The 26,709-nt window shown below is 62.3% G+C and carries 22 protein-coding genes, 4 tRNA genes and 1 pseudogene; 13 read left to right on the top strand and 14 right to left on the bottom strand.

Annotation, left to right across the window (positions count from 1 at the left end; genetic code table 11):
- Positions 1-100: 100 nt before the first annotated feature.
- On the bottom strand, positions 101-1,777 hold the full coding sequence (locus tag SB822_RS19735; RefSeq protein ID WP_007748054.1) for a transglycosylase SLT domain-containing protein: 1,677 nt from the start codon (positions 1,775-1,777) through the stop codon (positions 101-103).
- A gap of 155 nt (positions 1,778-1,932) precedes the next feature.
- The gene (gene gloB / locus SB822_RS19740; RefSeq protein ID WP_090835805.1) at positions 1,933-2,724 is read right to left on the bottom strand and encodes a hydroxyacylglutathione hydrolase; all 792 of its coding nucleotides are present in this window, start codon (positions 2,722-2,724) and stop codon (positions 1,933-1,935) included.
- Positions 2,725-2,743: 19 nt separating this feature from the next.
- Here gloB and SB822_RS19745 point away from each other — a divergent pair, with 19 nt between their 5' ends.
- The 5 genes from SB822_RS19745 (at position 2,744) to SB822_RS19765 (ending at position 5,402) form a co-directional block, all read left to right on the top strand.
- On the top strand, positions 2,744-3,559 hold the full coding sequence (locus SB822_RS19745) for a class I SAM-dependent methyltransferase (RefSeq protein ID WP_009770793.1): 816 nt from the start codon (positions 2,744-2,746) through the stop codon (positions 3,557-3,559).
- On the top strand, positions 3,556-4,002 hold the full coding sequence (rnhA, locus tag SB822_RS19750) for a ribonuclease HI (protein WP_007748049.1): 447 nt from the start codon (positions 3,556-3,558) through the stop codon (positions 4,000-4,002). Before SB822_RS19745 ends, rnhA begins: the two co-directional genes overlap by 4 nt.
- Before the next feature lie 66 nt (positions 4,003-4,068).
- Entirely contained in the window at positions 4,069-4,818 is a 750-nt protein-coding gene (dnaQ, locus tag SB822_RS19755) for a DNA polymerase III subunit epsilon (RefSeq protein ID WP_079499986.1), read from the top strand.
- A gap of 48 nt (positions 4,819-4,866) precedes the next feature.
- Positions 4,867-4,941, top strand: a tRNA-Val gene (locus tag SB822_RS19760).
- 287 nt (positions 4,942-5,228) lie between these two features.
- Positions 5,229-5,402, top strand: a complete 174-nt coding sequence (locus SB822_RS19765) for a hypothetical protein (RefSeq protein ID WP_167306977.1) — start codon at positions 5,229-5,231, stop codon at positions 5,400-5,402.
- 17 nt (positions 5,403-5,419) lie between these two features.
- Here SB822_RS19765 and SB822_RS19770 read toward each other — a convergent pair whose 3' ends face one another.
- The 3 genes from SB822_RS19770 to SB822_RS19780 all read right to left on the bottom strand — a co-directional run bounded on the left by SB822_RS19770 (position 5,420) and on the right by SB822_RS19780 (position 8,138).
- Complete coding sequence (locus tag SB822_RS19770; protein WP_090835806.1) at positions 5,420-5,869, bottom strand: DUF2214 family protein; 450 nt, start codon at positions 5,867-5,869, stop codon at positions 5,420-5,422.
- 94 nt (positions 5,870-5,963) lie between these two features.
- Positions 5,964-6,821 carry a hypothetical protein gene (locus SB822_RS19775; RefSeq protein ID WP_090835759.1) on the bottom strand — a complete coding sequence of 286 codons (858 nt, stop codon included), beginning with the start codon at positions 6,819-6,821 and terminating at the stop codon, positions 5,964-5,966.
- Between the two features lie 252 nt (positions 6,822-7,073).
- Complete coding sequence (locus SB822_RS19780) at positions 7,074-8,138, bottom strand: glycosyltransferase family 4 protein (RefSeq protein WP_079499989.1); 1,065 nt, start codon at positions 8,136-8,138, stop codon at positions 7,074-7,076.
- Between the two features lie 737 nt (positions 8,139-8,875).
- On the opposite strand from SB822_RS19780, the gene SB822_RS19785 reads away from it, so the two are divergent.
- A complete protein-coding gene (locus SB822_RS19785) occupies positions 8,876-10,711 on the top strand; it encodes an ABC transporter ATP-binding protein (RefSeq protein WP_009770791.1) in 1,836 nt (611 codons plus the stop codon).
- Between the two features lie 81 nt (positions 10,712-10,792).
- Here SB822_RS19785 and otsA read toward each other — a convergent pair whose 3' ends face one another.
- Positions 10,793-12,214 carry an alpha,alpha-trehalose-phosphate synthase (UDP-forming) gene (otsA, locus tag SB822_RS19790; RefSeq protein ID WP_090835760.1) on the bottom strand — a complete coding sequence of 474 codons (1,422 nt, stop codon included), beginning with the start codon at positions 12,212-12,214 and terminating at the stop codon, positions 10,793-10,795.
- A gap of 52 nt (positions 12,215-12,266) precedes the next feature.
- The gene (otsB, locus tag SB822_RS19795; RefSeq protein WP_007741102.1) at positions 12,267-13,016 is read right to left on the bottom strand and encodes a trehalose-phosphatase; all 750 of its coding nucleotides are present in this window, start codon (positions 13,014-13,016) and stop codon (positions 12,267-12,269) included.
- Between the two features lie 428 nt (positions 13,017-13,444).
- Here otsB and SB822_RS19800 point away from each other — a divergent pair, with 428 nt between their 5' ends.
- The 3 genes and pseudogenes from SB822_RS19800 (at position 13,445) to SB822_RS19810 (ending at position 15,433) form a co-directional block, all read left to right on the top strand.
- Positions 13,445-14,038 (top strand): SCO family protein, encoded by a 594-nt coding sequence (locus tag SB822_RS19800; RefSeq protein ID WP_090835761.1) that lies wholly within the window; start codon positions 13,445-13,447, stop codon positions 14,036-14,038.
- Between the two features lie 17 nt (positions 14,039-14,055).
- Positions 14,056-14,535: a copper chaperone PCu(A)C gene (locus tag SB822_RS19805; RefSeq protein WP_007741099.1), complete on the top strand. Its 480-nt coding sequence runs from the start codon at positions 14,056-14,058 to the stop codon at positions 14,533-14,535.
- Between the two features lie 20 nt (positions 14,536-14,555).
- Positions 14,556-15,433 (top strand): annotated as a pseudogene (locus SB822_RS19810) (cytochrome c oxidase assembly protein).
- Positions 15,434-15,456: 23 nt separating this feature from the next.
- Here SB822_RS19810 and SB822_RS19815 read toward each other — a convergent pair.
- The 7 genes from SB822_RS19815 to ltrA all read right to left on the bottom strand — a co-directional run bounded on the left by SB822_RS19815 (position 15,457) and on the right by ltrA (position 21,385).
- A complete protein-coding gene (locus SB822_RS19815) occupies positions 15,457-15,939 on the bottom strand; it encodes a GNAT family N-acetyltransferase (protein WP_090835762.1) in 483 nt (160 codons plus the stop codon).
- Positions 15,940-16,029: 90 nt separating this feature from the next.
- Positions 16,030-16,103, bottom strand: a tRNA-Cys gene (locus tag SB822_RS19820).
- Between the two features lie 151 nt (positions 16,104-16,254).
- Positions 16,255-16,330: transfer RNA gene (locus SB822_RS19825), tRNA-Gly, on the bottom strand.
- A gap of 68 nt (positions 16,331-16,398) precedes the next feature.
- Positions 16,399-16,474 (bottom strand) — tRNA-Gly (locus tag SB822_RS19830).
- Positions 16,475-16,638: 164 nt separating this feature from the next.
- Positions 16,639-17,229, bottom strand: a complete 591-nt coding sequence (pgsA, locus tag SB822_RS19835; RefSeq protein ID WP_007741090.1) for a CDP-diacylglycerol--glycerol-3-phosphate 3-phosphatidyltransferase — start codon at positions 17,227-17,229, stop codon at positions 16,639-16,641.
- A gap of 110 nt (positions 17,230-17,339) precedes the next feature.
- Positions 17,340-19,532, bottom strand: a complete 2,193-nt coding sequence (gene uvrC, locus SB822_RS19840) for an excinuclease ABC subunit UvrC (protein WP_090835763.1) — start codon at positions 19,530-19,532, stop codon at positions 17,340-17,342.
- Positions 19,533-19,684: 152 nt separating this feature from the next.
- The gene (gene ltrA / locus SB822_RS19845) at positions 19,685-21,385 is read right to left on the bottom strand and encodes a group II intron reverse transcriptase/maturase (protein ID WP_062915167.1); all 1,701 of its coding nucleotides are present in this window, start codon (positions 21,383-21,385) and stop codon (positions 19,685-19,687) included.
- Positions 21,386-22,580: 1,195 nt separating this feature from the next.
- On the opposite strand from ltrA, the gene earP reads away from it, so the two are divergent.
- From earP to SB822_RS19865, 4 genes are all read left to right on the top strand, one after another.
- On the top strand, positions 22,581-23,762 hold the full coding sequence (gene earP, locus SB822_RS19850; protein WP_090835765.1) for an elongation factor P maturation arginine rhamnosyltransferase EarP: 1,182 nt from the start codon (positions 22,581-22,583) through the stop codon (positions 23,760-23,762).
- 329 nt (positions 23,763-24,091) lie between these two features.
- Entirely contained in the window at positions 24,092-24,649 is a 558-nt protein-coding gene (efp, locus tag SB822_RS19855) for an elongation factor P (protein WP_007741081.1), read from the top strand.
- A gap of 282 nt (positions 24,650-24,931) precedes the next feature.
- The gene (locus tag SB822_RS19860) at positions 24,932-25,138 is read left to right on the top strand and encodes a CsbD family protein (protein WP_007741080.1); all 207 of its coding nucleotides are present in this window, start codon (positions 24,932-24,934) and stop codon (positions 25,136-25,138) included.
- A 143-nt stretch (positions 25,139-25,281) separates the two neighbouring features.
- Positions 25,282-26,664 (top strand): sigma-54-dependent transcriptional regulator, encoded by a 1,383-nt coding sequence (locus SB822_RS19865; RefSeq protein WP_090835766.1) that lies wholly within the window; start codon positions 25,282-25,284, stop codon positions 26,662-26,664.
- Positions 26,665-26,709: the final 45 nt, after the last annotated feature.

Below are 26,709 nucleotides of genomic sequence, written 5' to 3' on the forward strand. Positions count from 1 at the left end.
TCAGGTGACGGCGTCAAGGAAAACGAGGAGAGATCGGAGCGCACTTCATACGCTGCCCCCGCAGCGCATGTTCGGTCATCCTCGAGAAGGCCGCTGTTGTTTACTTGCCCTTCTTCGCGTTGGCCGAGACCTTATGGCGGCTAGTGGTATCAGCCTTCGACGCCTTGCCGGCCGCTTCCGTCGAAACCTTCGTCACCTTGCCTTTTGCTGCGGCGGGCTTGGCTACCGGTTCCGACACCTTCACCACGCCAGTCTGGCCGCGGCCTCGTTTCTTATCGTAGCGCGATTCGGACCGCGTGTCTGCGACCTGGGCGCTGGCCTTCTCGACACCGCCGCCGACGGGCACCGTCGCCAGTTTCTGCGGACCCGGCTCGCTCGGCATCGACTTGCCGACGGGGACGTGCAGCACGACCACCTGCCCCGGTGTCACGAGATCGCGCTTCGTCCGGTTCCAGGCCTTCAACTGACCGATCGACACGTCGTAACGGTCGGCGATCATCGCCATCGACTGCTTGCGGCGCACGCGGATCAGCATCTTGCGCGTGTCGGGCACGTCCGGCTCGATCGCGAGCACGGCGCTTTCAGCGACGTCGGCGCTGATGTCTTCGTCGTCGTCATCGGCGCGCGGCACGACGATCGTCGAGCCCGGCTTCAGGCGCATGCCGGCCGGAATCTTGTTGACGGCCATCAGCGTGTCGGGATCGACGCCGATCTTTTCGGCAATCGCGGCCGGACGCGAGCGCTCGGTGACCGTATAGGTCGTCCACGACGACAGCGAACCCGTGTACGACTTCAAGTTGCGTTCGAACGCGCTGGCGTTGTCGAACGGCAGCAGGATCTGCGGCTGCGTCGCGCCCAGAATGACCGGCTTCTTGAACGACGGGTTCAGCGAACGGAATTCATCCGGCGTCATGTTCGCGAGCTTCGCCGCGGTGTCGACGTCGATATCGTGCGAAGTCGTCACCGTCACGAAGTACGGATGGTTCGGAATGGACGGCAGCGTGAGCCCATAGACCTGCGGGTTCGTCACGATGTTCTTGACGGCCTGCAGCTTCGGCACGTAATTGCGCGTTTCCATCGGCATGCGCAGGCTCTGGTAGTCCGTCGGCAGACCGGCCGCCTCGTTACGCGCGATCGCGCGCTGCACGTTGCCCTCGCCCCAGTTATACGCAGCGAGCGCCAGATACCAGTCGCCGAACATATCGTGCAGACGCGACAGATAGTCGAGCGCGGCACTGGTGGAGGCGAGCACGTCGCGGCGCTCGTCCTGCCACATGTTCTGCTTGAGGTTGTACGTGCGGCCCGTGCCAGGCACGAACTGCCACATGCCCGCCGCCTTCGCGACCGACAGCGCCTGCGGGTTATACGCGGATTCGATGAACGGCAGGAGCGCCAGCTCGGTCGGCATATGGCGCGCTTCCAGCTCTTCGACGATGTGATACAGGTACTTCTGCGACCGTTCGGTCATGCGCTGGACGTAGTCCGGGCGCTGCGCGTACCAGTTGACCTGCATGTCGACGAGGTCGGTCTGCAGGTCGGGCATCTGAAAACCACGGCGGATACGGCCCCAGAGATCGCTGTCCGCGCTCGTCAACTGGTCGACGGAACCCTGGTCGACGTTGATCGTTTCTTTGGCGGTGGCAGTCTTGCGAAGGGCGTCGGCTACGGCTTGCTGGCTAGCGGGATCGGAAGCAGTGGAAAGGCTGTTCGTTGCTGGCCCTTGACTCGCGCAGGCGGCGAGCGTCAGGACCAACAACGCGCTAAAGATAAATCTCATGAACGTCTCGGCTTCCAAAGGGGCTGGAATTTGCAGCCGATAGTACGAAAGACCGCCCTTTCCGTCAATCAGAATAATGTGAAAAACGTAGCCAAATCTGAGGCTTGGCGTTTCTTTCTACGATTCGGATGAGCATGCCCCCATAGTTTACCTGGTCAGCGGAACCTGTTCTTCCATTCTCGCATCAACGTGAAAGCGGCCAACCGATCCGGCACCGATTCATGCAACTGCTCGGCGAGCGTCGCCTGAACAGACCGCTCGCCCGCGCGCAAGAACGGGTTGACGGCGCGCTCGTGCGCGATCGTCGTGGGCAGCGTCGGCACATGGCGCGCGCGCAGATCCGTCGCTTCGTCGCGCCAGGCTTGCAGCTTTGCGTTGTCAGGCTCGCACGCGAGCGCGAAGCGGATGTTCGACAGCGTGTATTCGTGCGCGCAATGCACTTCCGTTTCGCCGGGCAAGCCGGCGAGCGCATCGAGCGAATTCAGCATCTGCGCGGGCGTCCCTTCGAACAGCCGGCCGCAACCGCAGGCGAACAGCGTGTCGCCGCAGAACACGTGCGGCGTGCCGCGCGGATCGGCCGCCTGGAAATACGCGATATGGCCACTCGTGTGACCGGGCACGTCGAGAATGGTGAAATCGAGCGCGGGCGCCACGATGTGCACTTTATCGCCCTGTTTGAGGCGCTCCGTCAGGTACGGAATCGCTTCTCCGGCGGGGCCGTAGACGGGCACAACCTGGCCATCCAGCAGATCGGCCACTCCGCCGACGTGGTCGGCATGATGGTGCGTGAGTAAAATAGCGCTCAGCCGCCATCCCCGTTTTGCCAGATAAGCCTTCACCGGGGCGGCGTCGCCCGGATCGACGACGACGGCGTGATGGCCGTCCGACACGACCCAGATGTAATTGTCATCAAACGCCGGGACAGGTACGTACTCGAGCGAATTCATAGGCGACGCATTCTTCAACATGTCTGACCGAACGATTATAGACTGGCCAGCCTGGACCACATCCCCTCCCGGACACTATGTGCTGGAGTGGGAGCAGGCGCAGCTCGACCGCGTCGTGTCCGACGTATTCGGCTATCACGCGCTGCAACTGGGCCTGCCGCAACTCGACGCGCTGCGCGAGAACCGCATGCCCTGCCGCGGCCTCGTGCTCGACGCCGAAAGCGGCGCGAGCGCGCCATACACGTTTCCGCGCGGCGTCGCGGGAGGGCTGCCCGAGCGTCACGCGCCGTCCGGACGCAGCGCCGTCTGGTGCGACCTGCTCGATCTGCCGTTCGAGGCGCAAAGCGTCGATCTGATCGTGATGCCTCACACGCTGGAGTTCACGCGCGATCCGCACCGCCTGCTGCGCGAAGCCGAACGCGTGCTGATGCCCGAAGGGCAGTTGATCATCCTCGGCTTCAATTCGCTGTCGCTGTGGGGCGCGCGGCAGTCGGTCGGCAAGGTCACGGGGCGGCCGTTCGTGCCCGCGGCGCATGATCTGATCGCGTTCACGCGTCTCAAGGACTGGATCAAGCTGCTTGGTTTCGACCTTGAACGCGGACGCTTCGGCTGCTATCGTCCGCCCCTCGTCGGCGAAAAATGGCTGTCGCGTTATGAGTTCATGGAAGCCGCCGGCGACCGCTGGTGGCCGATTTTCGGCGCCGTCTACATGGTCACGGCGATCAAGCGCGTGCGCGGCATGCGCCTCGTCGGTCCGCTGAAAGTCAAGAAGCCCGTGCTGGCCGCCGGCCTCGCGCCCGCCGCCACGCCCAACACCCGCAACAAGGCAAAATGAGTTCAGATCTGATCGAAATCTTTACCGACGGCGCCTGCAAGGGCAATCCCGGACCCGGCGGCTGGGGCGCGCTGTTGCGCTACGGCGCGCAGGAGAAAGAACTGTTCGGCGGCGAAGCGAACACGACCAACAACCGCATGGAACTGATGGCCGTGATCGCCGCGCTCGAAGCGTTGAAGCGCCCATGCAAGGCGATCGTGCACACAGACTCGCAGTACGTGCAGAAAGGCATCAGCGAATGGATTCACGGCTGGAAGAAGAAAGGTTGGGTGACGGCCGCCAAGGCGCCCGTGAAAAACTCGGATCTCTGGAAGCGGCTCGATGCGCTCACGCAGCAGCATGAGCTCGAGTGGCGCTGGGTCAAGGGCCATGCGGGGCATCCGGAGAACGAACGCGCAGACGCGCTCGCCAATCGCGGCGTGGCCTCGCTGACGCAGCTTTAATCTTCAGCAGCGCATTTAAGAACGCTCCATTCTTTTCACGCATCACCACAGACAGGCAACACCGACATGCGTCAAATCATCCTCGATACGGAAACGACAGGACTGAATGCGAAGAGCGGCGACCGGATCATCGAAATCGGCTGCGTCGAGCTGGTGAACCGCCGGCTGACGGGCAACAACCTGCACTTCTACGTCAATCCCGAGCGCGACAGCGATCCGGGCGCGCTAGCCGTACACGGACTGACGACGGAATTCCTGCGCGACAAGCCCAAGTTCGCGGAGATCGCCGACGCGCTGCGCGATTTCGTAACGGACGCGGAACTCATCATTCACAACGCGCCCTTCGATATCGGCTTTCTTAACGCCGAGTTCTCGCTGCTGGGGTTGCCGCCGTTCACCGAGCATTGCGGCGAGGTGATCGACACGCTCGTGCGCGCGAAGTCGATGTTCCCGGGCAAGCGCAATTCGCTCGACGCGCTGTGCGACCGCTTCGGCATCAGCAACGCGCACCGCACGCTGCACGGCGCACTGCTCGACTCGGAACTGCTCGCCGAGGTGTACCTCGCGATGACGCGCGGCCAGGAAAGCCTCGTGATCGACATGATCGGCGAGGCGGCAGCGGGCCATGCAGGCGGCGCGAAGCGCGTGAAGCTCGACACGCTCGAACTCGTCGTGCTCACTGCGACGGAAGACGAACTGGCCGAACACGAAGCATTGCTCGATGGTCTCGACAAATCGGTGAAGGGAACGAGCGTGTGGCGCACCCAACCGGCTGCGGAAGATGTCTCGGCGACAGCGGATGCGCAAATCGCTTAAAAAGTACTTGTCGAAGTCTAAAAGTGCTGACATAATGCACAGCTCTTCGGGTGGTTAGCTCAGCGGTAGAGCACTGCCTTCACACGGCAGGGGTCACTGGTTCGATCCCAGTACTACCCACCAGAATTTCTGGTGTCGGTAAAGACGAACACCGAAGAATTAAGGGCTTAGGTTTAACAACCTAAGCCCTTTTTCATTTTCTCCGCGCCAATCTGTTGCCCGTTTCGTCCCTCACGCGTCCCATCGATTCTGCGTTCGGCTGGTTAAGTTCGTCTTAATCCCGATTACCCGGGCACGGTTCTTACTTCGTTACCACCACGATAAACGCAGCGCACAGCGTGACCTACTGCCGACGAAATGTGCAGGTCCTCCCGCCGATTTCCACACGCACCGCGACTTCGAGCTTCGCCATGCAGCGGATGGTCTTCAACCAATGGACCTTCAGGTTCCAGCCCAACGCGGGTTCGCTTCGTCGAGGCGAGCGCGCCGACTCCAGCTTCGACGCGGCCTCGTGCATGCCATATGAAGCCGGGATCGGCAAAGGCGTGCTCGCGTGGCAGTGGTGTCGCATCAGCCCGCGCTGAAAGCCATCCGTCGACAACTACGCGCCAATGCCGCGCGCCATGCCCGACGCGGCAAACACCATCACGACCAGCAGAATGGATTGCCAGTGCCCCGTTCGGGCAAAGCGGCGGGCGCGGGAGAGATCCGGCGTCTCGCCGTTTCTGACGGCGAGACGCCAGCGGATCAAGGTCATCATCGGCGCGATCTCAAGAGCCAGGATCAGCACGAGCGCCGTCATCTTCACGTGAAAGAGCGACTCGTGCAGGTAGTAGTCCGCGCCCTTCTCAAAGCCACCGAACACGCGCATCAAGCCCGTGACGATCAGAACGACGGCCGTGATGCCCCAGACGTTGTCCGCAACGAAGACGCGCTGTAGACCAGCCGGACCGGACAGCCGACGCAGCCCGCGCGTGCGCCCGATGATCGCGGCGAGCGCGAAGCCATAACCCAGCAGATGGACAGCGGCCAGCAACCAACGGATCAGCATGGACAGCTCCATGAACGATGCAAAGCGGTTGGCGCTTCAGGCCCATTCGGGGCCGTGGATGCACGGACGCGAGGACCGCACCCGGAAAGAAAATTCAGGCCTGGCGCAGACTCGCGTCGAGCGCCCGCGCCGCGACGCGATCGCCTTCCGTCGAGAGCGGCGTCCTGAACACGGTCTGCCGGTTGTGGCCGGCGGCAGCGGGCGAATCCCACATCAACTCGACTTTCGGACGGCGCAGCAAGCCGCCGACACCCGCGCGCTCGAGCGTCGCGTGGCCGTTCGAAATGGGAGGCATGGTCGCAGGCTGCGCGCCTGACAGATCGACGGCCTGCGCCGCGCGCGGCACACCGGCCGCGCGCTCAGTCCCGTCGTGCCAGCGCAACGACAACTCGCGCGCGTCGTACTGGCCGAGCTTGCGGCTTTCAGCCCACACGATGGCCGTCCGGGTGACGGCATCGATCGAAATGGCAAAGCGACCAATCGCGAAGCGGCGTGCAGCGATATTCGTGCGCCACAGCGCCCGCGGACGGCAGATCCACACGACCACGGCGTACAGCGTTGGCGCGGCGAGCAGCCAGCCGTTGGTCGCGGCGACCGCGTTGAACGCGCGCCGCCAGCCGGCCGCCCAGACGAACGCGCCCACCGACCAGACCGCGAACAGCAAACCCAGGAACGCAAACACGCGCAGCGCCTGACGCAACCATTGCGGCAACGGATGGAACGGCCGCTCGGCGCGCGCCTTCGCGCCCGGCAGGAAGATCAGCAGAAAGAGGAAGACGAGATTGATGCACGCCCACGGCGACGAGGCCATCGCCTGCAGTGCCGTCAGCGGGTCCATCTCACCCATCGAGAAGAGCCAGCGCGCCAGTATCACGAGACCGATGGCGCGAAGCGCGAACATCGTGCCGGCGCCGGGCGCCGCGCTCGCACGCGTCTGTTTCGTTCTCGCCAAAGCAATCTCCTCATATCGACCGGCTGCGCCGGATTTGCGGCACGGCCATTATAGGGATATTACCGATTCGTCTCACGGTTGCAGGACCACGAACGCACACTTTCGGTACATTCCCCGCGCGTTTCGCATCGGCGTGCGGCGCAAATGCAACAACGCCCCGCATGTTCGACACATGCGGGGCGTTGTCGGCCCATCTAACCGACCGCGCACGAGCTAAACAACCGTCTCCAGCGCGGCCTGCTTCGGCGAAGATCAGCTTGCGTTGACTTCGCGCAGCACCGTGCGGCGCTTCGCGTGCAGCAGTTCTTCGTACGTCTTCAGGTAGTTCTTTGCCATCACCTTCGACGAGAAGCGCGATTCGAACGCCTTGCGCACTTGCGCGCGCGGCAGCTGGTCGAGACGCTTGAGGGCAGCAACAGCGCTGATTTCGTCTTCGACGACGAAGCCCGACACGCCGTTTTCGATCACTTCCGGCACCGAGCCGCGCTTGAACGCGATCACGGGCGTACCGCATGCCATGGCTTCGATCATCACCAGACCGAAGGGCTCCGGCCAGTCGATCGGGAACACCAGTGCATGCGCGTTGCCGAGGAACTCACGCTTTTCGGCTTCGCCGATTTCGCCGATGTACTCGACGTGCGGCAGCGCCATCAGCGGCTTGATCACTTCTTCGTAATAGGCGCGGTCGGCCTTGTCGATCTTCGCGGCGACCTTGAGCTTCATGCCTGCCTGGCCGGCGATGCGGATCGCGCGGTCGAGGCCCTTCTCCGGCGAGACGCGGCCGAGGAATGCGAGGTAGCCCGGCTCGACGTTGGGGATCGGCGTGAGCACGTTTTCCGGCAGGCCGTGGTACACCGTCGACAGCCAGTGCGCCTGCTGCAGCGGCTGGCGCTGGTTGTCCGAGATCGACACGACGGGCACGTCGCTGAACGTGTTGAAGACCGGCTGCAGTTCGGGCAGATCGAGACGGCCGTGCATGGTCGTCAGGAACGGCACCGGCTGGCGCGCGAACAGCGAGAACGGGTAGTAGTCGATGTGGAAATGCAGCACGTCGAATTCTTCCGCGCGGCGGCGGACTTCTTCGAGCAGCAACATGTGCGGCGCCATCACGTCGCGGATGGTCGGGTCCAGACGCAACGCCTGCGGCCAGAAAGCTTCGAGCTTTGCCGAGGTTTGCGAATCGCCACTGGCAAAAAGCGTCACGTCATGTCCCAGCTCGACGAGCGCTTCCGTCAGGTACGACACGACGCGTTCCGTGCCGCCATAGAGCTTGGGAGGAACCGCCTCGTGCAAGGGAGCGATTTGAGCGATTCGCATAGGGAGAACTCCTCGTAAAAAATCAGGCAAAAAGACTGCAGTTTGGAAAAAGCGACTTCGCTTGCTCGCCAGGGCGCCCGGTTCGGCATGCAGCCTGAAGCTGCACCGGACACGAGCCTGATTCTTTCGAGAAATTCCTGCGATGGATCGCTTGGTAAGACGCCAGCTTGGTCGATGTCAAAGTCTGTGCTCAAAGCCATAAACGCAGCTAACGAACGAACGTTGACAAACTGTCAGTTTTTTCCTGACGCGACCGAGCATGCATTATCGATGCCTGTCTCGCGGACCGGCCCCTACATTTCAAAGTCTTTACGTTGTTACAAACGCGAAACACTTCGCAAACCCTTGTTTTCTCAAGGTGTTTTACAGTAGGAGCCCTGCTTCGGCACTGGCGTCGCAAGCCGTTCGACCGCGGTCATCGTTGACCCGTCTGCGACGGCTGGAACTCAATGAAATTCCGCCTCGCCGGCTCGTATGCAATCTGTAATTATATCTCGAAAATTCACGGCGCTGTCGTGAACCCCTTGCCCGCTCGCGGGTCAAGGTGGGAAACCTTACCGGTACGTGTCGCGAAAATAATCGCGCCCCCATTGGCTGTACCGCCATGCGAAATGGCTTTTGCATGTTTACAATGCGAGGCCTACGCTGGTGTTACGGGCCGTTCCCAGGCACGACCGTTGCACGACCTGAACCCGTTTCAGACGTCTCAAACCGACACTGACAGACCAAACGAACAATTGGAACATCTGACCATTGCCCAGCGAAACGCCCATAACGCAAAGCTTGCGAGCTATGCGCACAGGCCGCTTGCGTTCCTTTTCCGCTTTATCCGACGCCACCCGGTTGCTCATCTGATCGTACTGGGCAGCGTGTTCGCGGCCGTGGGCTGTGCGCTCGCTTCGCAATACGCGATCAAACATCTGATCGACGTGCTCGGCGCGGGCCGTCATCATCCGGGGCCGCTGTGGGGCGCGTTCGCGATCCTGGTCGGCCTGATCGCCGCCGACAACCTGTTGTGGCGCGTCGGCGGGTGGGTCGCCGCGCATACGTTCGTGGCCGTCACGGGCGATCTGCGCAAGGACCTGTTCCAGTATCTGACAGGCCATTCGCCGACCTACTACGCGGAGAAACAGCCGGGCACACTGGCGAGCCGGATCACGGCGACCTCGAACGCCGTCTACACAGCGGAAAACACGACCGCGTGGAACGTGCTGCCGCCGTGCATCGCGGTGGTCGGCGCGATCGTGATGATCACCGCCGTCAATCCGTTGATGGCGCTCGGCCTGCTGACCTGCTCGGCGATTCTGTCGGTCGTGCTGTTCAAGCTGGCTGGCCGTGGCTCGGCTCGCCATCACACCTTCGCGAGCAGGGCGGCTGCCGTCGACGGCGAACTCGTCGACGTGATCGGCAACATGGGCCTCGTGCGCGCGTTCGGCATGACGTTCCGCGAGCAGAAACGCTTCAGCGCGACCGTGAAGTCGGAAATGGTCGCGCGCCAGCAAAGCCTGCTGTATCTGGAGAAGCTGCGTCTGCTGCACGCGGTCATCACGGCGCTGCTGTCGGCGGGGCTGCTCGGCTGGGCGCTGTGGCTCTGGGATCAGGGCAAGGCGACCTCGGGCGACATCGTGCTCGTCAGCTCGCTTGGTTTTACGATCCTGCACGGCACGCGCGATCTGGCCGTCGCGCTCGTCGACGTAACGCAGCACGTCGCGCGTCTCGCGGAAGCCGTGAAGACGCTACTTGAGCCGCACGGCATGCCTGACCACAACGACGCCGTCGAACTCGTGCCGCAAGGCGGCCGCGTGACTTTCGACAAGGTGACGTTCGCGTATCCAAAGCGCCGCCCGATTCTCGATCATTTCGATCTCGACATTCCGGCGGGCCAGCGCGTCGGCCTGATCGGCAAGTCGGGCGCGGGCAAGTCGACCGTGCTCGCGCTGCTGCAACGCTTTTATGAAACCCAGGCCGGACGCATCCTGATCGACGGCCAGGATGTCTCGTCGATCTCGCAGGACAGCCTGCGCCACTCGATCGCGCTGGTGCCGCAGGACATCTCGCTGTTCCACCGCTCGGTCTATGAAAACATCGCGTACGGCCGGCCCGAAGCGACGCGCGACGAAGTGCTCGCCGCCGCGCGCGAAGCCCGCTGCTCGGACTTTATCGAGGCGATGCCGGAAGGCTTCGATACGATCGTCGGCGACCGCGGCGTGAAGCTGTCGGGTGGCCAGCGTCAGCGCATCGCGATTGCGCGCGCGATCCTGAAGAACGCGCCGATCCTGCTGCTCGACGAAGCGACCTCCGCGCTCGACAGCGCGTCCGAGGAAGCGATCCAGAAAGCCCTCGACCGGCTGATGGTCGGCCGCACGGTGGTCGCGATCGCGCACCGCCTGTCGACGCTGCACAACTTCGACCGCATCATTGTGATGAGCGCGGGCAAGGTGATCGACGACGGCAGCCCCGAAGAATTGCGCAACCGTCCGGGCCTGTATCGCGACCTGCTGTCGAAGCAGTTCGGCAAGCATTCGACACTGCACGTCGGCGGCAAGAAGTTCGACGAGCAGCATGTAGCGTGATGCGCTTCTGAACTGACGCGCGATGAAAAAAGCCGCTTCGATGAAGCGGCTTTTTCTATTGGTGTGACAGCGAGAAAGAGATCAACCCTCAGCGGCTTCGCTCACCACCGGTTGCGCGCTCGGCATCTGTTGCAGGTCGCGCATGAAGTTGTCGCGCCACACGGACACGTTGTTCTCGCGCAGCTGCACCATCATGTCGTCGTAGCGCGCCTTGCGTTCGGCAAGCGGCATCGAAAGCGCCGTGCCGAGCGCATCGGCCATGCCGTCGATATCGACGGGATTGACGATCAGCGCGCCCGTCAGCTCCTGCGCGGCGCCCGCGAAACGCGACAGCACCAGCACGCCGGGATCTTCCGGATCTTGCGCCGACACATACTCTTTCGCGACGAGATTCATGCCGTCGCGCAACGGCGTCACGTAGCCGACATGCGCAGTGCGAAACAGCGCTGCGAGCACGGGCCGTTCGTACTGTCGATGGATATAGCGGATAGGCGTCCAGTCGAGCTCCGCAAAGCGGCCGTTGATGCGCCCCGACTCGCCTTCGAGCTGCAAGCGGATTTCCTGGTACGCGTGCAGATCGGAACGCGTCGGCGGCGCGATCTGCAGGAATGACACCTTGTCGCGATACGAAGGCGAATGCTCGAGCAGCCGCTCGAACGCGCGAAACCGCTCGACCAGTCCCTTCGAATAATCGAGCCGGTCGACGCTCATGATCAGCTTGCGCGCGTGCAGCGTCGCTTCGATAGTGCGCACCGGCTTGTCGCCCTCGCCCGCTTTCGCCAGCTCGGCGATCTCGTCGGGATACACGCCGATCGGATAGGCCGCCGCGCGCAGTGTGCGGCCGAACCCGTGCACCACCGTGGGCCCTTGCGCCGAGGCTTCGACGGAACCGTCCGCCTCGTTGACGATGTAATCGCAGAACGCGCGCAGATCGGGCCCGGTCTGGAAGCCGAGCAGATCGAACGAACACAGCGCCTCGACCAGCGCGCGATGCGGCGGCACGGCGAGCAGCACCTGCGCCGCCGGAAACGGAATGTGCAGGAAGAAGCCGATGCGGTTCTTCACGCCCGCCGCGCGCAGCGCCTGCGCGAACGGAATCAGATGGTAGTCGTGGACCCAAATGACGTCGTCGTCGCGCAGCAGCGGCACCAGCTTTTGCGCGAGCCACGTGTTCACGCGGCAATAGCCCTCGAAATCGTGCCGGTCATACTGCAGCAGATCGGGCCGGTAATGAAACGCGGGCCACAGCGTCGCGTTCGAGAAGCCGCGGTAATACTGGTCGTAATCGCGCCGCACGAGGCCGATGGTCGCGAACGTCACCGGGCCGCGCTCTTCGAGCTTGATCTGCGGTTGGCCGCTGCCGAGCACGTCGCCGCTCCACCCGAACCACATGCCGCCCGTTTCCTTCAACGCGTCGTAGACGCCGACGGCCAGGCCGCCCGCCGCGGGGCCACCCTCCGAAATTGGCGCGACGCGGTTCGATACGATAATCAGTCGGCTCATGACGCGAAGTTTCCGTGCTGAACAGGAGCGAGGCGCGGATGAACGGATGTCATCATGCGTTGCGCGCCGCCGCGACGATTTCCGACAGCCACGCAAGCAGCGCGCTGACAGAGCCGATGCGCGAGCGCGCGATCGTATCGCCGCCGCCGACCTTGATCGACAGACCGCCCTTTTCGTTGACGACTACGAAGCCCTTCTCGTCAGTCAGATCGTCGCCCGCAAACACGGGCGTGCGGCCCGTGAACGGCGGCTCGTCCAGAAAGGCGCGCAGCGCGCGGCCTTTGTCGACGTCCTTCGGCTTGATTTCATAGACCATCTTGCCCGGCTGCAGTACATAAGCGCCCGGGTACTCGGCGACCAGACGGGTCGTCGCTTCGCGCGCCACCGGTTCGCGATCGGGCGCGTTGCGATAGTGCAGCGCGAGCGCGGCGCCCTTGATTTCAAGCAGCGTTCCGGGATTGGCGTTGACGACTTGAGCAAGCACCTGCTCCATGCGCAGCAGACGGTCGTCGTTGAAACCGATACGCTGCGTGTCGCCGTTCGCGTCGCGCCGCTCGGCGCCGTGCAGTCCGGCGATGGGCATATCGGGCATGCAGAGAAACTGGTCGATGCTGTCGATCCCGCGTCCCGACACGATCGCCACCGCGCCGTTCGTCAGACGCCGGAGTTCGGTGAGCAAGGAGATCACCTCGGGTTGGACCAGCACGCCGTCGGGCGTCGGTGCGAGATCGACGAGCGTGCCGTCGAAATCGAAGAAAAATGCCGTCTCCGTCGGAGACAGAAAAGCCGGAAGTGCTTGCATCGGTGTACGTTGCCTCTCAGCCGCTTGCAGCCGGAAAAGTGTGCGCATCTTACCGCGCATCGATCGTTTTTTCGAGAAAGTAAGTTTTCGTGCCGCGTGGACGGGCGTTCCGGGCTGTCGCGCCAACGAACGGACTGCAAACTCCGCACGATCCGGCTACAGCCGCCTTTCACCGCGCTGCGGCATATTGACTCGCTTTTTCCCTCACAGAGCCACGGTACAACGACGCGTCTGAAATTGCGATAGAGTCGCAACGGAGTGCGCCGTGGACATGGAATAGCATGGACCGCCATCGAGTCATGCCAATCGCGGAGCGCCGGTTGCGTTCCGTTTGCGCCCTGTTCTGAATCGAGTCGTCGAAACTGCCTTTGTTCCCGAAAGCACTGGTGTCCATCTCCCGCTTCCTCGCTCCGCACGCTTCTACGTCAATGCGCGTGGCGGCGTTGAGCGTCGCGCTGTGCGCAGCGCTCAGCAGCGCGGGATGTTCGCATCAAGGCGAACCGTGGCAGTTGACGGACGTGAGCGGACATCTGCCCGACCTCGATTTCACGCTGACAGGCGACGACGGCCGGCCCGTCGCGGCCGATACGCTCAAGGGACGCGTATCGCTCGTCTACTTCGGCTATACGCATTGCCCCGATGTCTGCCCGGAAACGATGGGGCGTCTGATGCAGGTCATCGGCAAGCTCGGGCGGGACGCGCAGAATGTTCGCATCCTGTTCGTCAGCGTCGATCCCGCGCGCGACACACCCAGCGCGTTGCACGACTACGTCGGCGCATTCGATTCGCAGCACGCGTTCGGCCTGACGGGCACGGATACACAGATCGAGCAGATGGCAAGGCATTACCGCGTCGCGTATCAGATGGAAAAGCGCGACCCGAACGGCAATTACGAGGTGACGCACAGCTCGGCGGTCTACATCTTCGACGCACGCAATCGCGCGCGCCTGCTCGCCACGGACCACGACTCGCCCGACGTCATCGCGCGAGACGTGCGCCGTATCATTGAAGACCAATCCTGATTTCTCACAGGTTCGCCATGACACAACAAATCAAAACGCTTTCGAGGGTCCACACGCTGGTTTGCGCAGCCGCTTTCGCGTTCGTCGCCACGGGCAGCATCGCCGCGCACGCTGCCGACAGCAAGCAGGCCATCGCCGTGCAGAACGCATGGGTCCGCTGGCTGCCGAACAATCTGCCCGCCGCCGCGTACGTCACGCTGACCAACTCGAGCGACAAGGCGATCGATCTCGTCGACGTGTCGAGCGCCGATTACGGCAGCGCGATGCTGCATCAGACGGTGTCGAACGGTTCGACGCAAAAGATGGTGATGGTCGACAAGTTGACGGTACCCGCGCACGGCCAGGCGTCGATTGCGCCGGGCGGCTATCACGTGATGCTCGAAGAAGCGAAGCATAAGATCGCGCCGGGCGACACGGTGCATCTGAAGCTGCAGTTCTCCGACGGCGAAACGCTCGATGCGCCGTTCGCCGTCAAGTCGCCTTCGCAGACCAAGTAACGGCGGGTGACGAACCCGCGATGACTTTGCTCTACTGGCTCGAACCCTGGGAGCCGTCGCCGACTGTCGTAATCGTGATGCTGCTCGCCGCGCTGCTGTTCGCGCGCGGCGTGCGCAAGGCGAAGGTGTCGGTGGCGCGGCAGGTGTCGTTCTGGTTCGGGCTGGCCGCGCTCTATGTCGCGCTGCATACGCGGCTCGACTATTTCTTCGAGCATGAGTTCTTCATGCATCGCGCGCAGCATCTGGTGCTGCATCATCTCGGGCCGTTCTTCATCGCACTGTCCTATCCCGGCGCGGCGCTGCGCTGCGCGCGGGCATTCCATTCGCGTGGCGGCAACGCTACGTGCGGCCCGCGCTACAGATGCGCTGGGTGCGCGCGACGCTCGATGTTCTGTTTCATCCCGTTGTCGCCGTCGTTCTGTTCGTTGGACTGATCTATTTCTGGCTGCTCTCGCCGATTCACTTCGTCGCGATGCTCGACTGGCGGCTGTATCGCGTGATGAACTGGAGCATGGTGATCGACGGGTTGATGTTCTGGTGGCTCGTGCTCGATGCGCGGCCCGCGCCGCCTGCGCGGCTGTCGCCCGGCAAACGCGTGCTGTTGGTCGTCGCCGCGATTCCGCCGCAGATCATGCTCGGCGCGTTCATCTTCTTTTCGCCACGCGAGCTCTATCCCGTCTATTCGATCTGCGGGCGCGCGTTCACATGGCTCAGTCCGATGCGCGATCAGCAGATCGGCGGACTGTTGCTATGGATTCCAGGTTCGATGATGAGCGTGATCGGTGCCGTGCTCGCGCTGCGTCACTGGATGAGACTGTCGGCGCGAGCGCGCCTGCGTGATGAACGGCATGTGCCAGCGTCTGCCGGCACGCACATTGTCGCGCACGCTAACCGTTGATCCGTACTGAGACGCTGCAAGCGTCACGCAGAACGCATCCAGATATGCGGGATACCGTCCTCTTCGTGCACGTCTGAAATCGGCTCGAAGCCGAACGCGCCATAGAATGGCTGCAGATGCGCCTGCGCATGCAGACGTATGGGCGTGCCGGGCCACTGCGCATGGATATGCCCGAGCACCGCTTCGAGCATCGCACTGCCGAGGCCTTGTCCGCGGAAATCGGCCGTCGTCAGCACGCGGCCGATGCGAATGTCAGCGTCGTCGTTATCAGGCAGCAGCACGCGCAAATAGCCGGCCAGTTTCGCGCGCGCGCCGGACGGCTGCGCGCCGTACGCGAACAGATGCCACGCGTCGATATCGAGTCCATCGACATCGCCATACAGGCAGTTCTGCTCGATCACGAAAACGGCTGCGCGAGCGGCGAGCATGTCGTAGACCTCGACGTTCGTCAGATCGTCGAAAGCCTTCCAGCGCCATTCGATAGGAGAAGTCTCTTTGCTTTGCATACGTTGCTGCCCGGTCGTGACGTTGCCTTGGCGCGAAACCCCGCGCTGAAAAAAGAAAAGCCCCGAAATCTCGGGGCTTTTCTTTGCTTCTGGAGGCGCGAACCGGAGTCGAACCGGTCTAAACGGCTTTGCAGGCCGCTGCATAACCGCTTTGCTATCGCGCCGAAAGCGGACTACCGAACCGTACTTTGTTGCAGTTGCAACGGCTCGCAGATTTTGTGCGATGACCTGAAAAACACGACATCAGGGCCACCTGCGTTTGATGCTTCTACTGAAGCATCAAACAAAAAGGGAAGCTTGGCTTCCCCCTATGTGTGGAGCGGGAGACGAGTCTCGAACTCGCGACCTCAACCTTGGCAAGGTTGCGCTCTACCAACTGAGCTACTCCCGCATGAACCTGCGCTTTACTGCTTTACAACGCCCTGCTGACTGCTTGCCGCAAAACGCTGCTTCAAAATCTGGAGCGGGAGACGAGTCTCGAACTCGCGACCTCAACCTTGGCAAGGTTGCGCTCTACCAACTGAGCTACTCCCGCGTTTTCCTTCTACTGCTTCCTAGTGTTTCGCGCTGTTTAGTAGCGCGTGCACCGGAGAAACGAGATTATGTAGAAGCCGCCGAATCGTGTCAACTCTTTTTGTACGAGAGATTGAAAATTCTACTGATGCATCGCGCTGATGCCGCGACGTCTCAACCACTACGTCACGCCATACCACCGCGCTCGCGAATCTGCGGCCACGCAAGCTTCATGTAGTACAGCATCGACCAGATCGTGAGGAACGCGGCGAGATAGATGAGCCACAAACCCCACACGCGCGTGTCGATCGAAAACACACCGAGCGATAGCGGACCATAGAACAGCAGCATCGGGATCGCGGTCATCTGGCAGGCCGTCTTGAACTTGCCGAGTGAGTTCACTGCGACGCTCTTCGACGCGCCGATCTGCGCCATCCATTCGCGCAGCGCCGAAATCGCAATTTCGCGGCCGACGATCACAAGCGCGATCGCCGAATCCAGACGCGACAACTGTACGAGCACGAGCAAGGCGGCTGTCACCATCAGCTTGTCGGCGACGGGATCGAGGAACGCGCCGAACGCGGACGTCTGGTTCCACTTACGCGCGAGAAAGCCGTCGAACCAGTCGGTCAGCGCGGCGAGGATGAAAATCGTCGCCGCGGCCAGATTGCGGTGCGCCGGACTCAGCATCATGTCCGGCAAATAGAACACGCCCACGACGAGCGGAATCAACACTATCCGCAGCCACGTCAGGAAGATCGGGAAATTAAACGGCATGGGCAGGCGCTACGTTCTGAGATAAGAGATGCAATTGTGCCGCTTCACCGGGCGAGCCACAAGCAAGGCCCGGGCGCATGGCGCAGCGGCATACGTGGACGCTGACACGTTCAATGCAACTGACGATAAATCTGCTCGGCGAGCGCGAGCGAAATGCCCTCGACGCTCGCGAGATCGTCGATACTCGCCGCCACCACGCCGCGCAAGCCGCCAAAGCGCGCCAGCAGCCGCTGACGCCGCTTCGCGCCGACACCTTCCAGTTCCTCGAGCCGCGACGTCTGGCGCGTCTTGCCGCGCTTCGCGCGCATACCCGTGATCGCGAAACGGTGCGCTTCGTCGCGGATCTGCGCGACCAGCATCAGCGCCGCGCTTTCCTTGCCGAGTTCGAGCGCCGACCGGCCGTCCGCGAATACGAGCGTCTCGAGGCCAACCTTACGCCCTTCGCCCTTCGCGACGCCGACCAGCATGCCGAGGTCCAGCCCGAGTTCGTTGAATACCTGGCGCGCGATCTCGACCTGCCCTTTGCCGCCGTCGATCAGCACGATGTTCGGCAACAGCCCGCCCGCGGCAACGGGTTCCGCGCCTTCCGGCGCGACGGCCGGATCGGCGGCGGCTTCAGGTTGCAGCTCGGCCGCTTCGTCGTTCGCGTTCGCCGCGGCCTGCGCGACCATCTTCTCGTAGCGGCGCGTGAGCACCTGACGCATCGCCGCGTAGTCGTCGCCGGGCGTGATACCCGTGATGTTGTAACGCCGGTACTCGGACGACTGCATCTTGTGATGGTGATAAACGACGCACGACGCCTGCGTCGCTTCGCCCATCGTATGGCTGATGTCGAAGCATTCGATGCGCAGATGCGCGAGGTCTTCGCATTCGAGCGACAACGTGTCGGTGAGCGCGCGCGTACGCGATTGCTGCGAACCTTGCTCCGACAACAGCCGCGCGAGCGCGATCTTCGCGTTCTGCTCGGCCATCGCGAGCCAGGCGCGCTTCTGGCCTTGCGGCTGGCGCAACAGCGTGACCTTGTGCCCAGCCTGCTCGATCAGCAGATCGACGAGTTCGCGGCTCGCGGGCGCGTGGCTGACCACGAGCACGGGCGGCACGCGATTGCCCAGATAATGCTGTGCAATAAACGCTTCGAGCACTTCCGATTCGATGCCGGGCGTGCGGCGCGGCTTCTTGCCGGTGTCGGCGTCTGCGTCTGCGCCAGTAGCGACTTCGGGTTCTTCGCTGCTTTCCTCCGGCAAGTCTTCGTCGACACTGACGACTTCATCAGACTCCTCGCCCAGCTCCGCTTCGACATCGATCACTGTCGCAGGCTCAGCCCGCACGATTTCATCGCCATCGTCGAAACCGCCCTCTTCCGCTGTCAACGCGCTTTCGACATGCGTCGGGAAATACGCCTTGTCACCGAGATGCCGGCCGCCGCGCACCATCGCGAGGTTCACGCACACGCGCCCGCCAAGCGCGACGACGGCCAGAATATCGACGTCGCTCTCGCCGCCCACTTCGATGGCCTGTTGATGCAGCACCGTCGACAGCGAACTCATCTGATTGCGCACAGCCGCTGCCTGCTCGAACTTCAGTTCGCTGGCGAAAGCGTGCATCTTCTGCTCGAGTTCGTTCATCACTTCCGACTGCCGTCCGAGCAAGAAGCGCGACGCGTTCGACACATCGCGTGCGTAATCTTCTTCGCTGATCGCGGCAACGCACGGGGCCGTGCACCGTCCGATCTGATGCAGCAGACATGGCCGCGTGCGGTTGTTGAACACGGAGTCTTCGCAAGTGCGCAACTGGAACACGCGCTGCAGGATCTGAATGCTCTCACGCACCGCCCACGCGCTCGGGAACGGTCCGAAGTACTGGTTCTTCTTGTCGACCGAACCACGGTAATACGCCATGCGCGGGAACTGATGACCCGTCAGCTTCAGATACGGATATGACTTGTCGTCGCGAAACAGGATGTTGTATCGCGGCGCCAAAGCCTTGATCAGATTGTTCTCCAGCAACAGCGCTTCGGCTTCGGAACGCGTGACCGTCGTCTCGATCTTCGCGATCCGCGTGACCATCATTGCGATGCGCGGCGACAGCAGCGTCTTCGTGAAGTAACTCGACACGCGTTTCTTCAGGTCGCGCGCCTTGCCCACGTACAACACCGTGCCCTGCGCATCGTAATAGCGATAGACGCCCGGCATGTGCGGCAACTGGCGCAACACCTTCTTCGGGTCGAAGTCTTCGGCGACGGCTTCGGGCACGCCGGGCTTCGCGGCGGAACCGGCTGCGGGAGAGGGATCGGATCGGGTCATGCAGAATCGGATTGGGCGCCGCGTACGCACGGCGCGTCATGTGGGTGATGTGCTTGTCGGGTAGCCCGACTTTCTTGCGAAAGCCGGGCCCCCCGAGAACCGTACGTGCGAGTTTCCCCGCATACGGCTCAAATCTACAAACAAAGTTCTGTCTACAACAGAACCGGCTTAGTTACAACCAGCTTACCAGCGTGCACTTGCTGGTGGCAGTGCGGGTGGAGCAGCACCCGGTTGGACAGCGCGTCGGTACCACCATGCATCCGAAATTCCAGATGATGATCGTGCCAGCCCGTGTCGTCCGTTAGCGCACAGCCACAATGCGCGCATAGCCCGCCTTGTGACATATACAGCGTCGCCCACTGCTTTCGGTAGCGCATTTGTTCCCACATGCGCCCCTGCCGCAGGGTTTCGCCATATTGCTCCCATGTCGGATCAAAAGGATTGAACTCGCCCTTGATCCTCGTGTGCCGTTTGATAGCCATACCACTAAGCTGGTATAGCTCATTCAGCCCCCAACTACCGTCTTCGCGTACCGTACGAACCGCAAACACCCAGTGCCGGGCACCGATAGAGTGAAAGTACTTCTGTTTCACCCACACAGCGCTCTTTTGCGGGTGCCTCCGCTTCGACCACCGCCAGAGCTTCCGAAAAATCAGATGCTCCATGCGGCTGTACGTCTGCTTGGCCGAGACCGGACGGTGATACTGCGCCCATCCGCGCAACATCGGGTTCAGCAGTTGAATTAGATCCCCCTGCTTTGCCGTTTTGTTGCCGCTGATCGTTTCCGCCACCTTGCGATAGAACGCTTGCGCGTTTTTCTTGCTCGGCTTGATGAGCAGTTTTCCCGAGTACTTCCGGAAATTCCACCCAAGGAAATCGAAGCCTTCATCAATGTGGGTGATGCGCGTCTTCGCCTCAGACAGTTGCAGGCCCCGAACCGCAAGGAACGCTTCCACCCAAGGCCTGACCACGCTTTCCAGTATCTCTTTCGAGTCACCGGTAATCACGAAGTCATCCGCGTATCGCACCACATTGACCTTCAACTTCTTAGCTTTGACGATCCCAAATTTCGCACCGAGGTGCGCAACCAGTTCACGCTCCAGCCCATTCAGCGTCACATTCGCCAGCGTCGGGGAGATGATCCCTCCCTGCGGCGTACCGGCCTCAGTCGCCTGTAGCTGACCCTTGTAAATCAGGCCAGCCTTCAACCACTTCCGGAGAATTTCCCTGTCCATGGGGACATGGTTTTCCAGCCAATCGTGGTTGATGTGGTCAAAGCAGCCTTTGATATCCGCTTCCAGTACCCATCGGGACGAATCCTTCCGGGACGTGCAAGCGCGTACCTGACCCATAGCATCAGCCGTCGAACGGTTTATCCTGAACCCATAAGAGTTCGGGTCGCTCGTCGATTCCGATACCGGCTCCAACGCCAGCAGATACAGGGCCTGCATCGCCCTGTCCCGCATGGTCGGGATGCCCAGCGGGCGCTCCTTTCCATTGGCTTTGGGGATAAAGACTCTCCGTAATGGCAGAGGCTTGTATCCGCGCCGCTTCAACCTGCCGACGGCTTCCCACCGGCTTTCAGGCGAATCCCACAGTTCGCGATCGACTCCGGCCGTTCGCGCACCCTGGTTCTGCGTAACACGTCGTACCGCGTGCAGCTTTGCGGACAACGTGCGGGTCAACATCCGTTGCAGGGCTTTCACCCTGCGCCATTTGCCTTCCCGCGTCGCCTTCGCAATTCGAATCTGCATCCCTCTCACGTTCCGTTCAACCCGACGCCAATCTACGGCGTGCCAGTTGTCCAGCGCGTGGGAAAGCGCAGATCCAGTCTTTCGACCAGATACTTTCATGCTGCTCTCCTACCTTGGATTAGACCCCCGGCAGAAGGCGCATCTCCCCCAGCGGGGAAGACACACCCCGCTGGGGAACAACAGACACCTCAATATGAGCGCATGCACTCACATCTCGGACAAACACCTCAATACGGGCGCGCGCGCCCGCATCTAACCAAGTTACAGAGGGTAGTCAGCCGTCTTGCGACGGTAGACCAGACGGAAGTCTGCCCGCTTATCGCGTGAGGTAATGTCTCAACCCCTATCCGGACCGTTACAGCCCGGCATTCGCTTTCTCCGTCCTCCCATACCTGCACAATCAACAGCGTCCCTTGCGGTTCGCCTGCCAGCCGTAATGCGCTGGCAACCATACAGGCTTACCACGTTCCCGGCATGTCACACGACTGACGTAGGTTCTGCCTATCCCCCGGTGGCTTGACAACGACGTAGCCCAAATTCTAAGTGGACTAACCAGCCACGTACCTTTTGGTTAGAGCCCGATGTTCAAGCAGCTTTGGCTCCTCACTGGTAACGAGGTTTATCAGCAGTTCACATACGTTAACCCTATCAGCCAGCCTAGCTCCTCGACCCCTTTGCTGCTAGGAGTGTCCAGACCCAATCCCTCGCGGGAAAGGCCTGCCCGAAACATCCGGGGGCTACATTGTCAGAAGAGCTTCACACCCCACCGTTGCCAGTGACGCATGTCTTCCTAGGCTACTGCTGGTCGTACAGCAGGTTCACTTCCTCACCCGGACAGCAGGCGAGGCAAAACAATGACACACCGAGCTTTCGCTCGTATCGGTTCGCGAATCCATTGCCGCTGGCGGCGCAGGAATTGCATACATCACTCCACCCTGTCGGCGGAGGTGAAGCCGCTGACGGGGCGGAACCTGACGGTAATCAGGTCAATGCAATGCGAGCTCTCAGAGAATGTGCTCTACCGAGACCCGTAAGGACGAGACCCGGCAAACCTCTACCGGCTCTCGCTTCGCTACAAGAGATACCCCACTTCTGAGCAGTTGCGTCGAGGGACTCACGCCCCTTCCCGATGCTCCGCGTGGTATCTTCGCGACCGGTTAGGCTCATACAGACGCCTCCTTTGCCGCTAGTCGATGCCCCTTACGTTGGGGCTACCCGGACACGAGCGTGCGTGTCGCACTAGAATCGCCAGTTTAGAACATTCCGCCCACGCCCGAACCCAGGCGCCGCCATCATGTCTTCCGCTCCCCCTCAAGCGTTGCAGCCGTCGACGATCGCATGCGACATTTTCTGCGCGGTGATCGACAACTTTGGCGACATCGGCGTCTGCTGGCGGCTTGCGCGACAACTCGCGGGTGAGCATGACTGGCAGGTGCGCGTCTTCGTCGATGATCTGCACGCGTTTCACAAGCTCAATGCATCCGTCGATGTGAAAAGCGCGCGGCAGACGGTGGACGGCATCGTCGTCGAGCACTGGCACGAGCCGGCCCACGTGGGCGATACGCTGCAGGTCGCGGACGTCGTGATCGAAGCGTTCGCGTGCGAGTTGCCGCACGTGTACGTCGAGGCGATGGCGCGGCGCGAGCGCGTGCCCGTCTGGTTCAACCTCGAGTATCTGAGCGGCGAGGACTGGGTCGCGGACTTCCATTTGCGGCCGTCGCCGCATCCGCGTCATGCGCTGAACAAAACGTTCTTCTTCCCTGGGCTCGGCAAGGGCACGGGCGGCGTGCTGAAGGAGCGCGATCTCGACACGCGACGCGCGGCCTTCGAAGCGTCACCCGACGCGCGCGCCGCCTGGTGGCGAGCGAAGACAAGCAGCGCGCCGCCGTCGAAGGACGCCACCGTCGTCTCGCTGTTCGCCTACGAGAACCCTGCCGTCGACAGCCTGCTCGAGCAATGGCGCGACGCCGAACGCGAAATCGTTCTGCTCGTGCCCGAAGGCCGCATTTCGGGCGCCGTTGCACGGTTTTTCGGCCTGCCGTCGTTCGCGGCGGGCACGCATACGTCGCGCGGCAGCCTGCGCGCGCACGCGCTCGCGTTCACCGACCAGCCCGGCTACGACGAACTGCTGTGGGCGAGCGACATCAATTTCGTGCGCGGCGAGGATTCGTTCGTGCGCGCGCAATGGGCCGCACGGCCGTTTGTCTGGCACATCTACCCGCAAGCCGATGACGCCCATCTGCCGAAGCTCGACGCCGCCCTCGCGCACTACGCGCACGGCCTTCCCGCCGCCGCCCGCGCCGCGCTCGGCCGTTTCTGGCATGCGTGGAACGGCAACGGCACGCCCGACTGGGCCGACCTGCAACGCCACCGTCAGCTGCTAGATACACGCGCAGCCGACTGGGCGCGTGAACTCGCGTCGATCGGCGATCTCGCCGGAAATCTCGCCGAATTCGCAAAAAGTCAGTTAAAATAAGCGGTTATCCAACGGCCGACGACGCAAGCGCGGCACGGCGGCCAGACCGGCGGCGGATCGAAAGTCTGCCTTCACGGCTGTGTCAGTCAGTGCCACACGCGTACGCGCCCGCTTCGGGTAAAAGAAGCAGACGGACGAAGCACGGAACAAGGCGTCAGGGAACATCGGCGCCACTCCGGCAAGCACCGGCCCCGCTCACCGCGCACTCCAGCTCGATCTGCCTTCAGGTTGCTGAACGAGATGTCAAGCGCGCGCCGGGCGCCGAACCCGCTTACGCCGTATGCCGTTGAGCAAAAGTTGAAGCACCTTATTTCGTACAGGACAGTTTTATGAAGATCGCTCAAGAACTCCGCACCGGCAACGTGGTGATGATCGGCACCGACGCGATGGTCGTGCAGAAGGCCGAATACAACAAGTCGGGCCGTAACTCCGCCGTCGTCAAGATGAAGTTCAAGAACCTGCTGACGGGCGCGGGCATGGAAAGCGTGTACAAGGCGGACGACAAGTTCGACGTCGTCTTGCTGGACCGCAAGGAAGTCACGTACTCGTACTTCGCCGACCCGATGTACGTGTTCATGGACGCGGACTACAACCAGTTCGAAGTCGAAGCCGAAATGATGGGCGACGCGCTGAACTACCTCGAAGACGGCATGGCTTGCGAAGTTGTGTTCTACAACGAGAAGGCGATCTCGGTCGAACTGCCGACCACGCTGGTCCGCGAAATCATCTACACGGAACCGGCTGTCAAGGGCGACACGTCGTCGGGCAAGGTGCTCAAGACGGCCAAGCTGAACACCGGCTTCGAACTGCAAGTCCCGCTCTTCTGCAACATCGGCGACAAGATCGAAATCGACACGCGTACCAACGAATATCGCAGCCGCGCATAAATTTGAATCGCGCCACACTGCATTCGTCTTAAGCCCTGAGTCAACTCAGGGTTTTTGAATTAAAAAGCGCCCTTCGGGGCGCTTTTTCTTTTTTTCGCGACCGTGTATGGTGGTGGAAAACTTTACCGGCCAGTCATGCAATTTTGCCAGGTCGGCTCGCGCGGCCGGTGTTTTTAGCCCGCGCTCACGTCGGTTTTCAAGAAAGTCCGGTTGGGCACGCCTTCTGCTTACCGAATAGTTCAGGCCTATAAGGCTTTCGTACATTCGAAAACGGGAGGTTTCATGAACAACGATATCGCTGAAGGCAAGTGGAAACAGATGATCGGCAAGGCGAAAACCGCGTGGGGCGAACTCACGGACGACGAACTGACCAAGGCGGAAGGCCGCGCCGACAAGCTGGCGGGTCTGATCCAGGAGCGCTATGGCAAGACCCGCGACGAAGCGGAACTCGAAGTGCGCCGTTTCTTCGACAGCAACCGGCCCTTCTGATCGGGGTCGCGTCCAGCCCGCCACGCCTACCGGGAGGGAGCATTGGCCGCTCAAGCTCACTCATCAAGCGTCCGTGCGTGCGGCGCCGCCTACGGCGAGCCGCGTGCGTCGGGCATCCGTCCATCTGAACAGTTGCGCTCGATATGCCACATGCCCTGATTGTCGAAGACGATCCTAATAGCCTGTCAGGCCTGTCCGCGATTCTCGCCGCCGACGGATTCTCCGTCGACACCGCGATCACGCTTTCCGAAGCACGCGCAGCCCTGACACGCTTCATCCCCGACGTCGTGCTGGTCGACCTGAATCTGCCCGACGGCGGCGGGCTCGACCTGCTCCAGCATCTGCCCGCGCAGCCGCCCGGCGGCGCGTTGCCCGTGATCGTGATGACGGGCAATGCGACGGTCGAAAGCGCGATCGAAGGCTTGCGCCACGGCATCTGGGACTACCTGCTCAAGCCCGTCAACATTCCACGCCTGCGCAGCCTGCTGGCGCGCATTCCGCGTCCGTACGAACTCACCGAGGAAGTACAGACGCTGCGCGCCAAGCTGCGCCGCATGGGCCGCTTTGGGCCGATGATCGGTCGCAGCGGCGCGATCCAGCATATCTACGATTCGATCGAGCACGTCGCGCCGACAGAAGCGGCCGTGCTGATTTCGGGTGAAGCGGGCACCGGCAAGGAAGTCGCCGCGCGCACGCTGCACGAGATGAGCCGGCGCCGCAAAGGCCCGTTCGTCGTGCTCGACTGCCGCTCGGCTCAAGCCGTCGCGGGCGGGCGGCCGCTCGACAGTCTGCTGTTCGGCCACGAACGCGGCGCGTTCGGCGGCGCGGAGCAACGCGAGCCCGGTCTCTTCGAACAGGCGAGCGGCGGCACGCTTTTCATCGACGAGATCACGATGCTGCCGCGCGCGCAGCAGGAAGCGCTGCTGAGCGCGCTCGATTCGCAGACGTTCATGCGGGTCGGCGGCACGAATCAGGTGGCGACCGATTTCCGGCTGATCGCATCGACACGCAAGGCACCGCGCTCGGCCGTCGCCGAAGGCACGCTGCATCAGGATCTCGGCTTGCGCCTCGAAGCGGCCGCGCTGTCGCTGCCGCCGCTGCGCGAGCGCGGCGACGACCCTGCTCTCTTCGCGCAGGCGCTTGTCGACGAACTGAACGATGAAGCCAACGCGCGCGGTGTCGCGGATGCGACCAAGCTGATCGGGCCGAATTTCGTCCGCGAATGTCTGGCGTATGAATGGCCGGGCAATGTGCGCGAGTTGCAGGACCGCGTGCGGCGCGCGTATCACGCATCCGGCGACGTGCTGGAGACGCTGCGCGCCGACGAAGGCAACGGCGCAGGCGGCCGCGATCTGAACGGGGGCCGCGTGCAGGTCACCGTCGGCACGCCGCTCGCCGATGTCGAGGAAATGCTGATTCGCGCGACGCTCGACGCCGTCGGCGGCACGCGGCATCGCGCGGCGTCGCTGCTCGGCATCAGTCCGAAGACGCTGTACAACAAACTGCAGCGCATGCGCCTGAACTGAAGTCGCGCGTCACAAAAACAAAAAGGACGGGTTCCGATTGGACCC

The sequence above is a fragment of the Paraburkholderia sp. SIMBA_054 genome (assembly GCF_046534875.1).
Taxonomy (GTDB): domain Bacteria; phylum Pseudomonadota; class Gammaproteobacteria; order Burkholderiales; family Burkholderiaceae; genus Paraburkholderia; species Paraburkholderia hospita.

Bases quoted from the DNA above. Each gene is read 5' to 3' on its own strand.
- SB822_RS19735 (WP_007748054.1), bottom strand. From the start codon at position 1,777: ATGAGATTTATCTTTAGCGCGTTGTTGGTCCTGACGCTCGCCGCCTGC.
- gloB (WP_090835805.1), bottom strand. From the start codon at position 2,724: ATGAATTCGCTCGAGTACGTACCTGTCCCGGCGTTTGATGACAATTAC.
- SB822_RS19745 (WP_009770793.1), top strand. From the start codon at position 2,744: ATGTCTGACCGAACGATTATAGACTGGCCAGCCTGGACCACATCCCCT.
- rnhA (WP_007748049.1), top strand. From the start codon at position 3,556: ATGAGTTCAGATCTGATCGAAATCTTTACCGACGGCGCCTGCAAGGGC.
- dnaQ (WP_079499986.1), top strand. From the start codon at position 4,069: ATGCGTCAAATCATCCTCGATACGGAAACGACAGGACTGAATGCGAAG.
- SB822_RS19765 (WP_167306977.1), top strand. From the start codon at position 5,229: ATGCAGCGGATGGTCTTCAACCAATGGACCTTCAGGTTCCAGCCCAAC.
- SB822_RS19770 (WP_090835806.1), bottom strand. From the start codon at position 5,869: ATGCTGATCCGTTGGTTGCTGGCCGCTGTCCATCTGCTGGGTTATGGC.
- SB822_RS19780 (WP_079499989.1), bottom strand. From the start codon at position 8,138: ATGCGAATCGCTCAAATCGCTCCCTTGCACGAGGCGGTTCCTCCCAAG.
- otsA (WP_090835760.1), bottom strand. From the start codon at position 12,214: ATGAGCCGACTGATTATCGTATCGAACCGCGTCGCGCCAATTTCGGAG.
- otsB (WP_007741102.1), bottom strand. From the start codon at position 13,016: ATGCAAGCACTTCCGGCTTTTCTGTCTCCGACGGAGACGGCATTTTTC.
- SB822_RS19800 (WP_090835761.1), top strand. From the start codon at position 13,445: ATGCGCGTGGCGGCGTTGAGCGTCGCGCTGTGCGCAGCGCTCAGCAGC.
- SB822_RS19805 (WP_007741099.1), top strand. From the start codon at position 14,056: ATGACACAACAAATCAAAACGCTTTCGAGGGTCCACACGCTGGTTTGC.
- SB822_RS19815 (WP_090835762.1), bottom strand. From the start codon at position 15,939: ATGCAAAGCAAAGAGACTTCTCCTATCGAATGGCGCTGGAAGGCTTTC.
- pgsA (WP_007741090.1), bottom strand. From the start codon at position 17,229: ATGCCGTTTAATTTCCCGATCTTCCTGACGTGGCTGCGGATAGTGTTG.
- uvrC (WP_090835763.1), bottom strand. From the start codon at position 19,532: ATGACCCGATCCGATCCCTCTCCCGCAGCCGGTTCCGCCGCGAAGCCC.
- ltrA (WP_062915167.1), bottom strand. From the start codon at position 21,385: ATGAAAGTATCTGGTCGAAAGACTGGATCTGCGCTTTCCCACGCGCTG.
- earP (WP_090835765.1), top strand. From the start codon at position 22,581: ATGTCTTCCGCTCCCCCTCAAGCGTTGCAGCCGTCGACGATCGCATGC.
- efp (WP_007741081.1), top strand. From the start codon at position 24,092: ATGAAGATCGCTCAAGAACTCCGCACCGGCAACGTGGTGATGATCGGC.
- SB822_RS19860 (WP_007741080.1), top strand. From the start codon at position 24,932: ATGAACAACGATATCGCTGAAGGCAAGTGGAAACAGATGATCGGCAAG.
- SB822_RS19865 (WP_090835766.1), top strand. From the start codon at position 25,282: ATGCCACATGCCCTGATTGTCGAAGACGATCCTAATAGCCTGTCAGGC.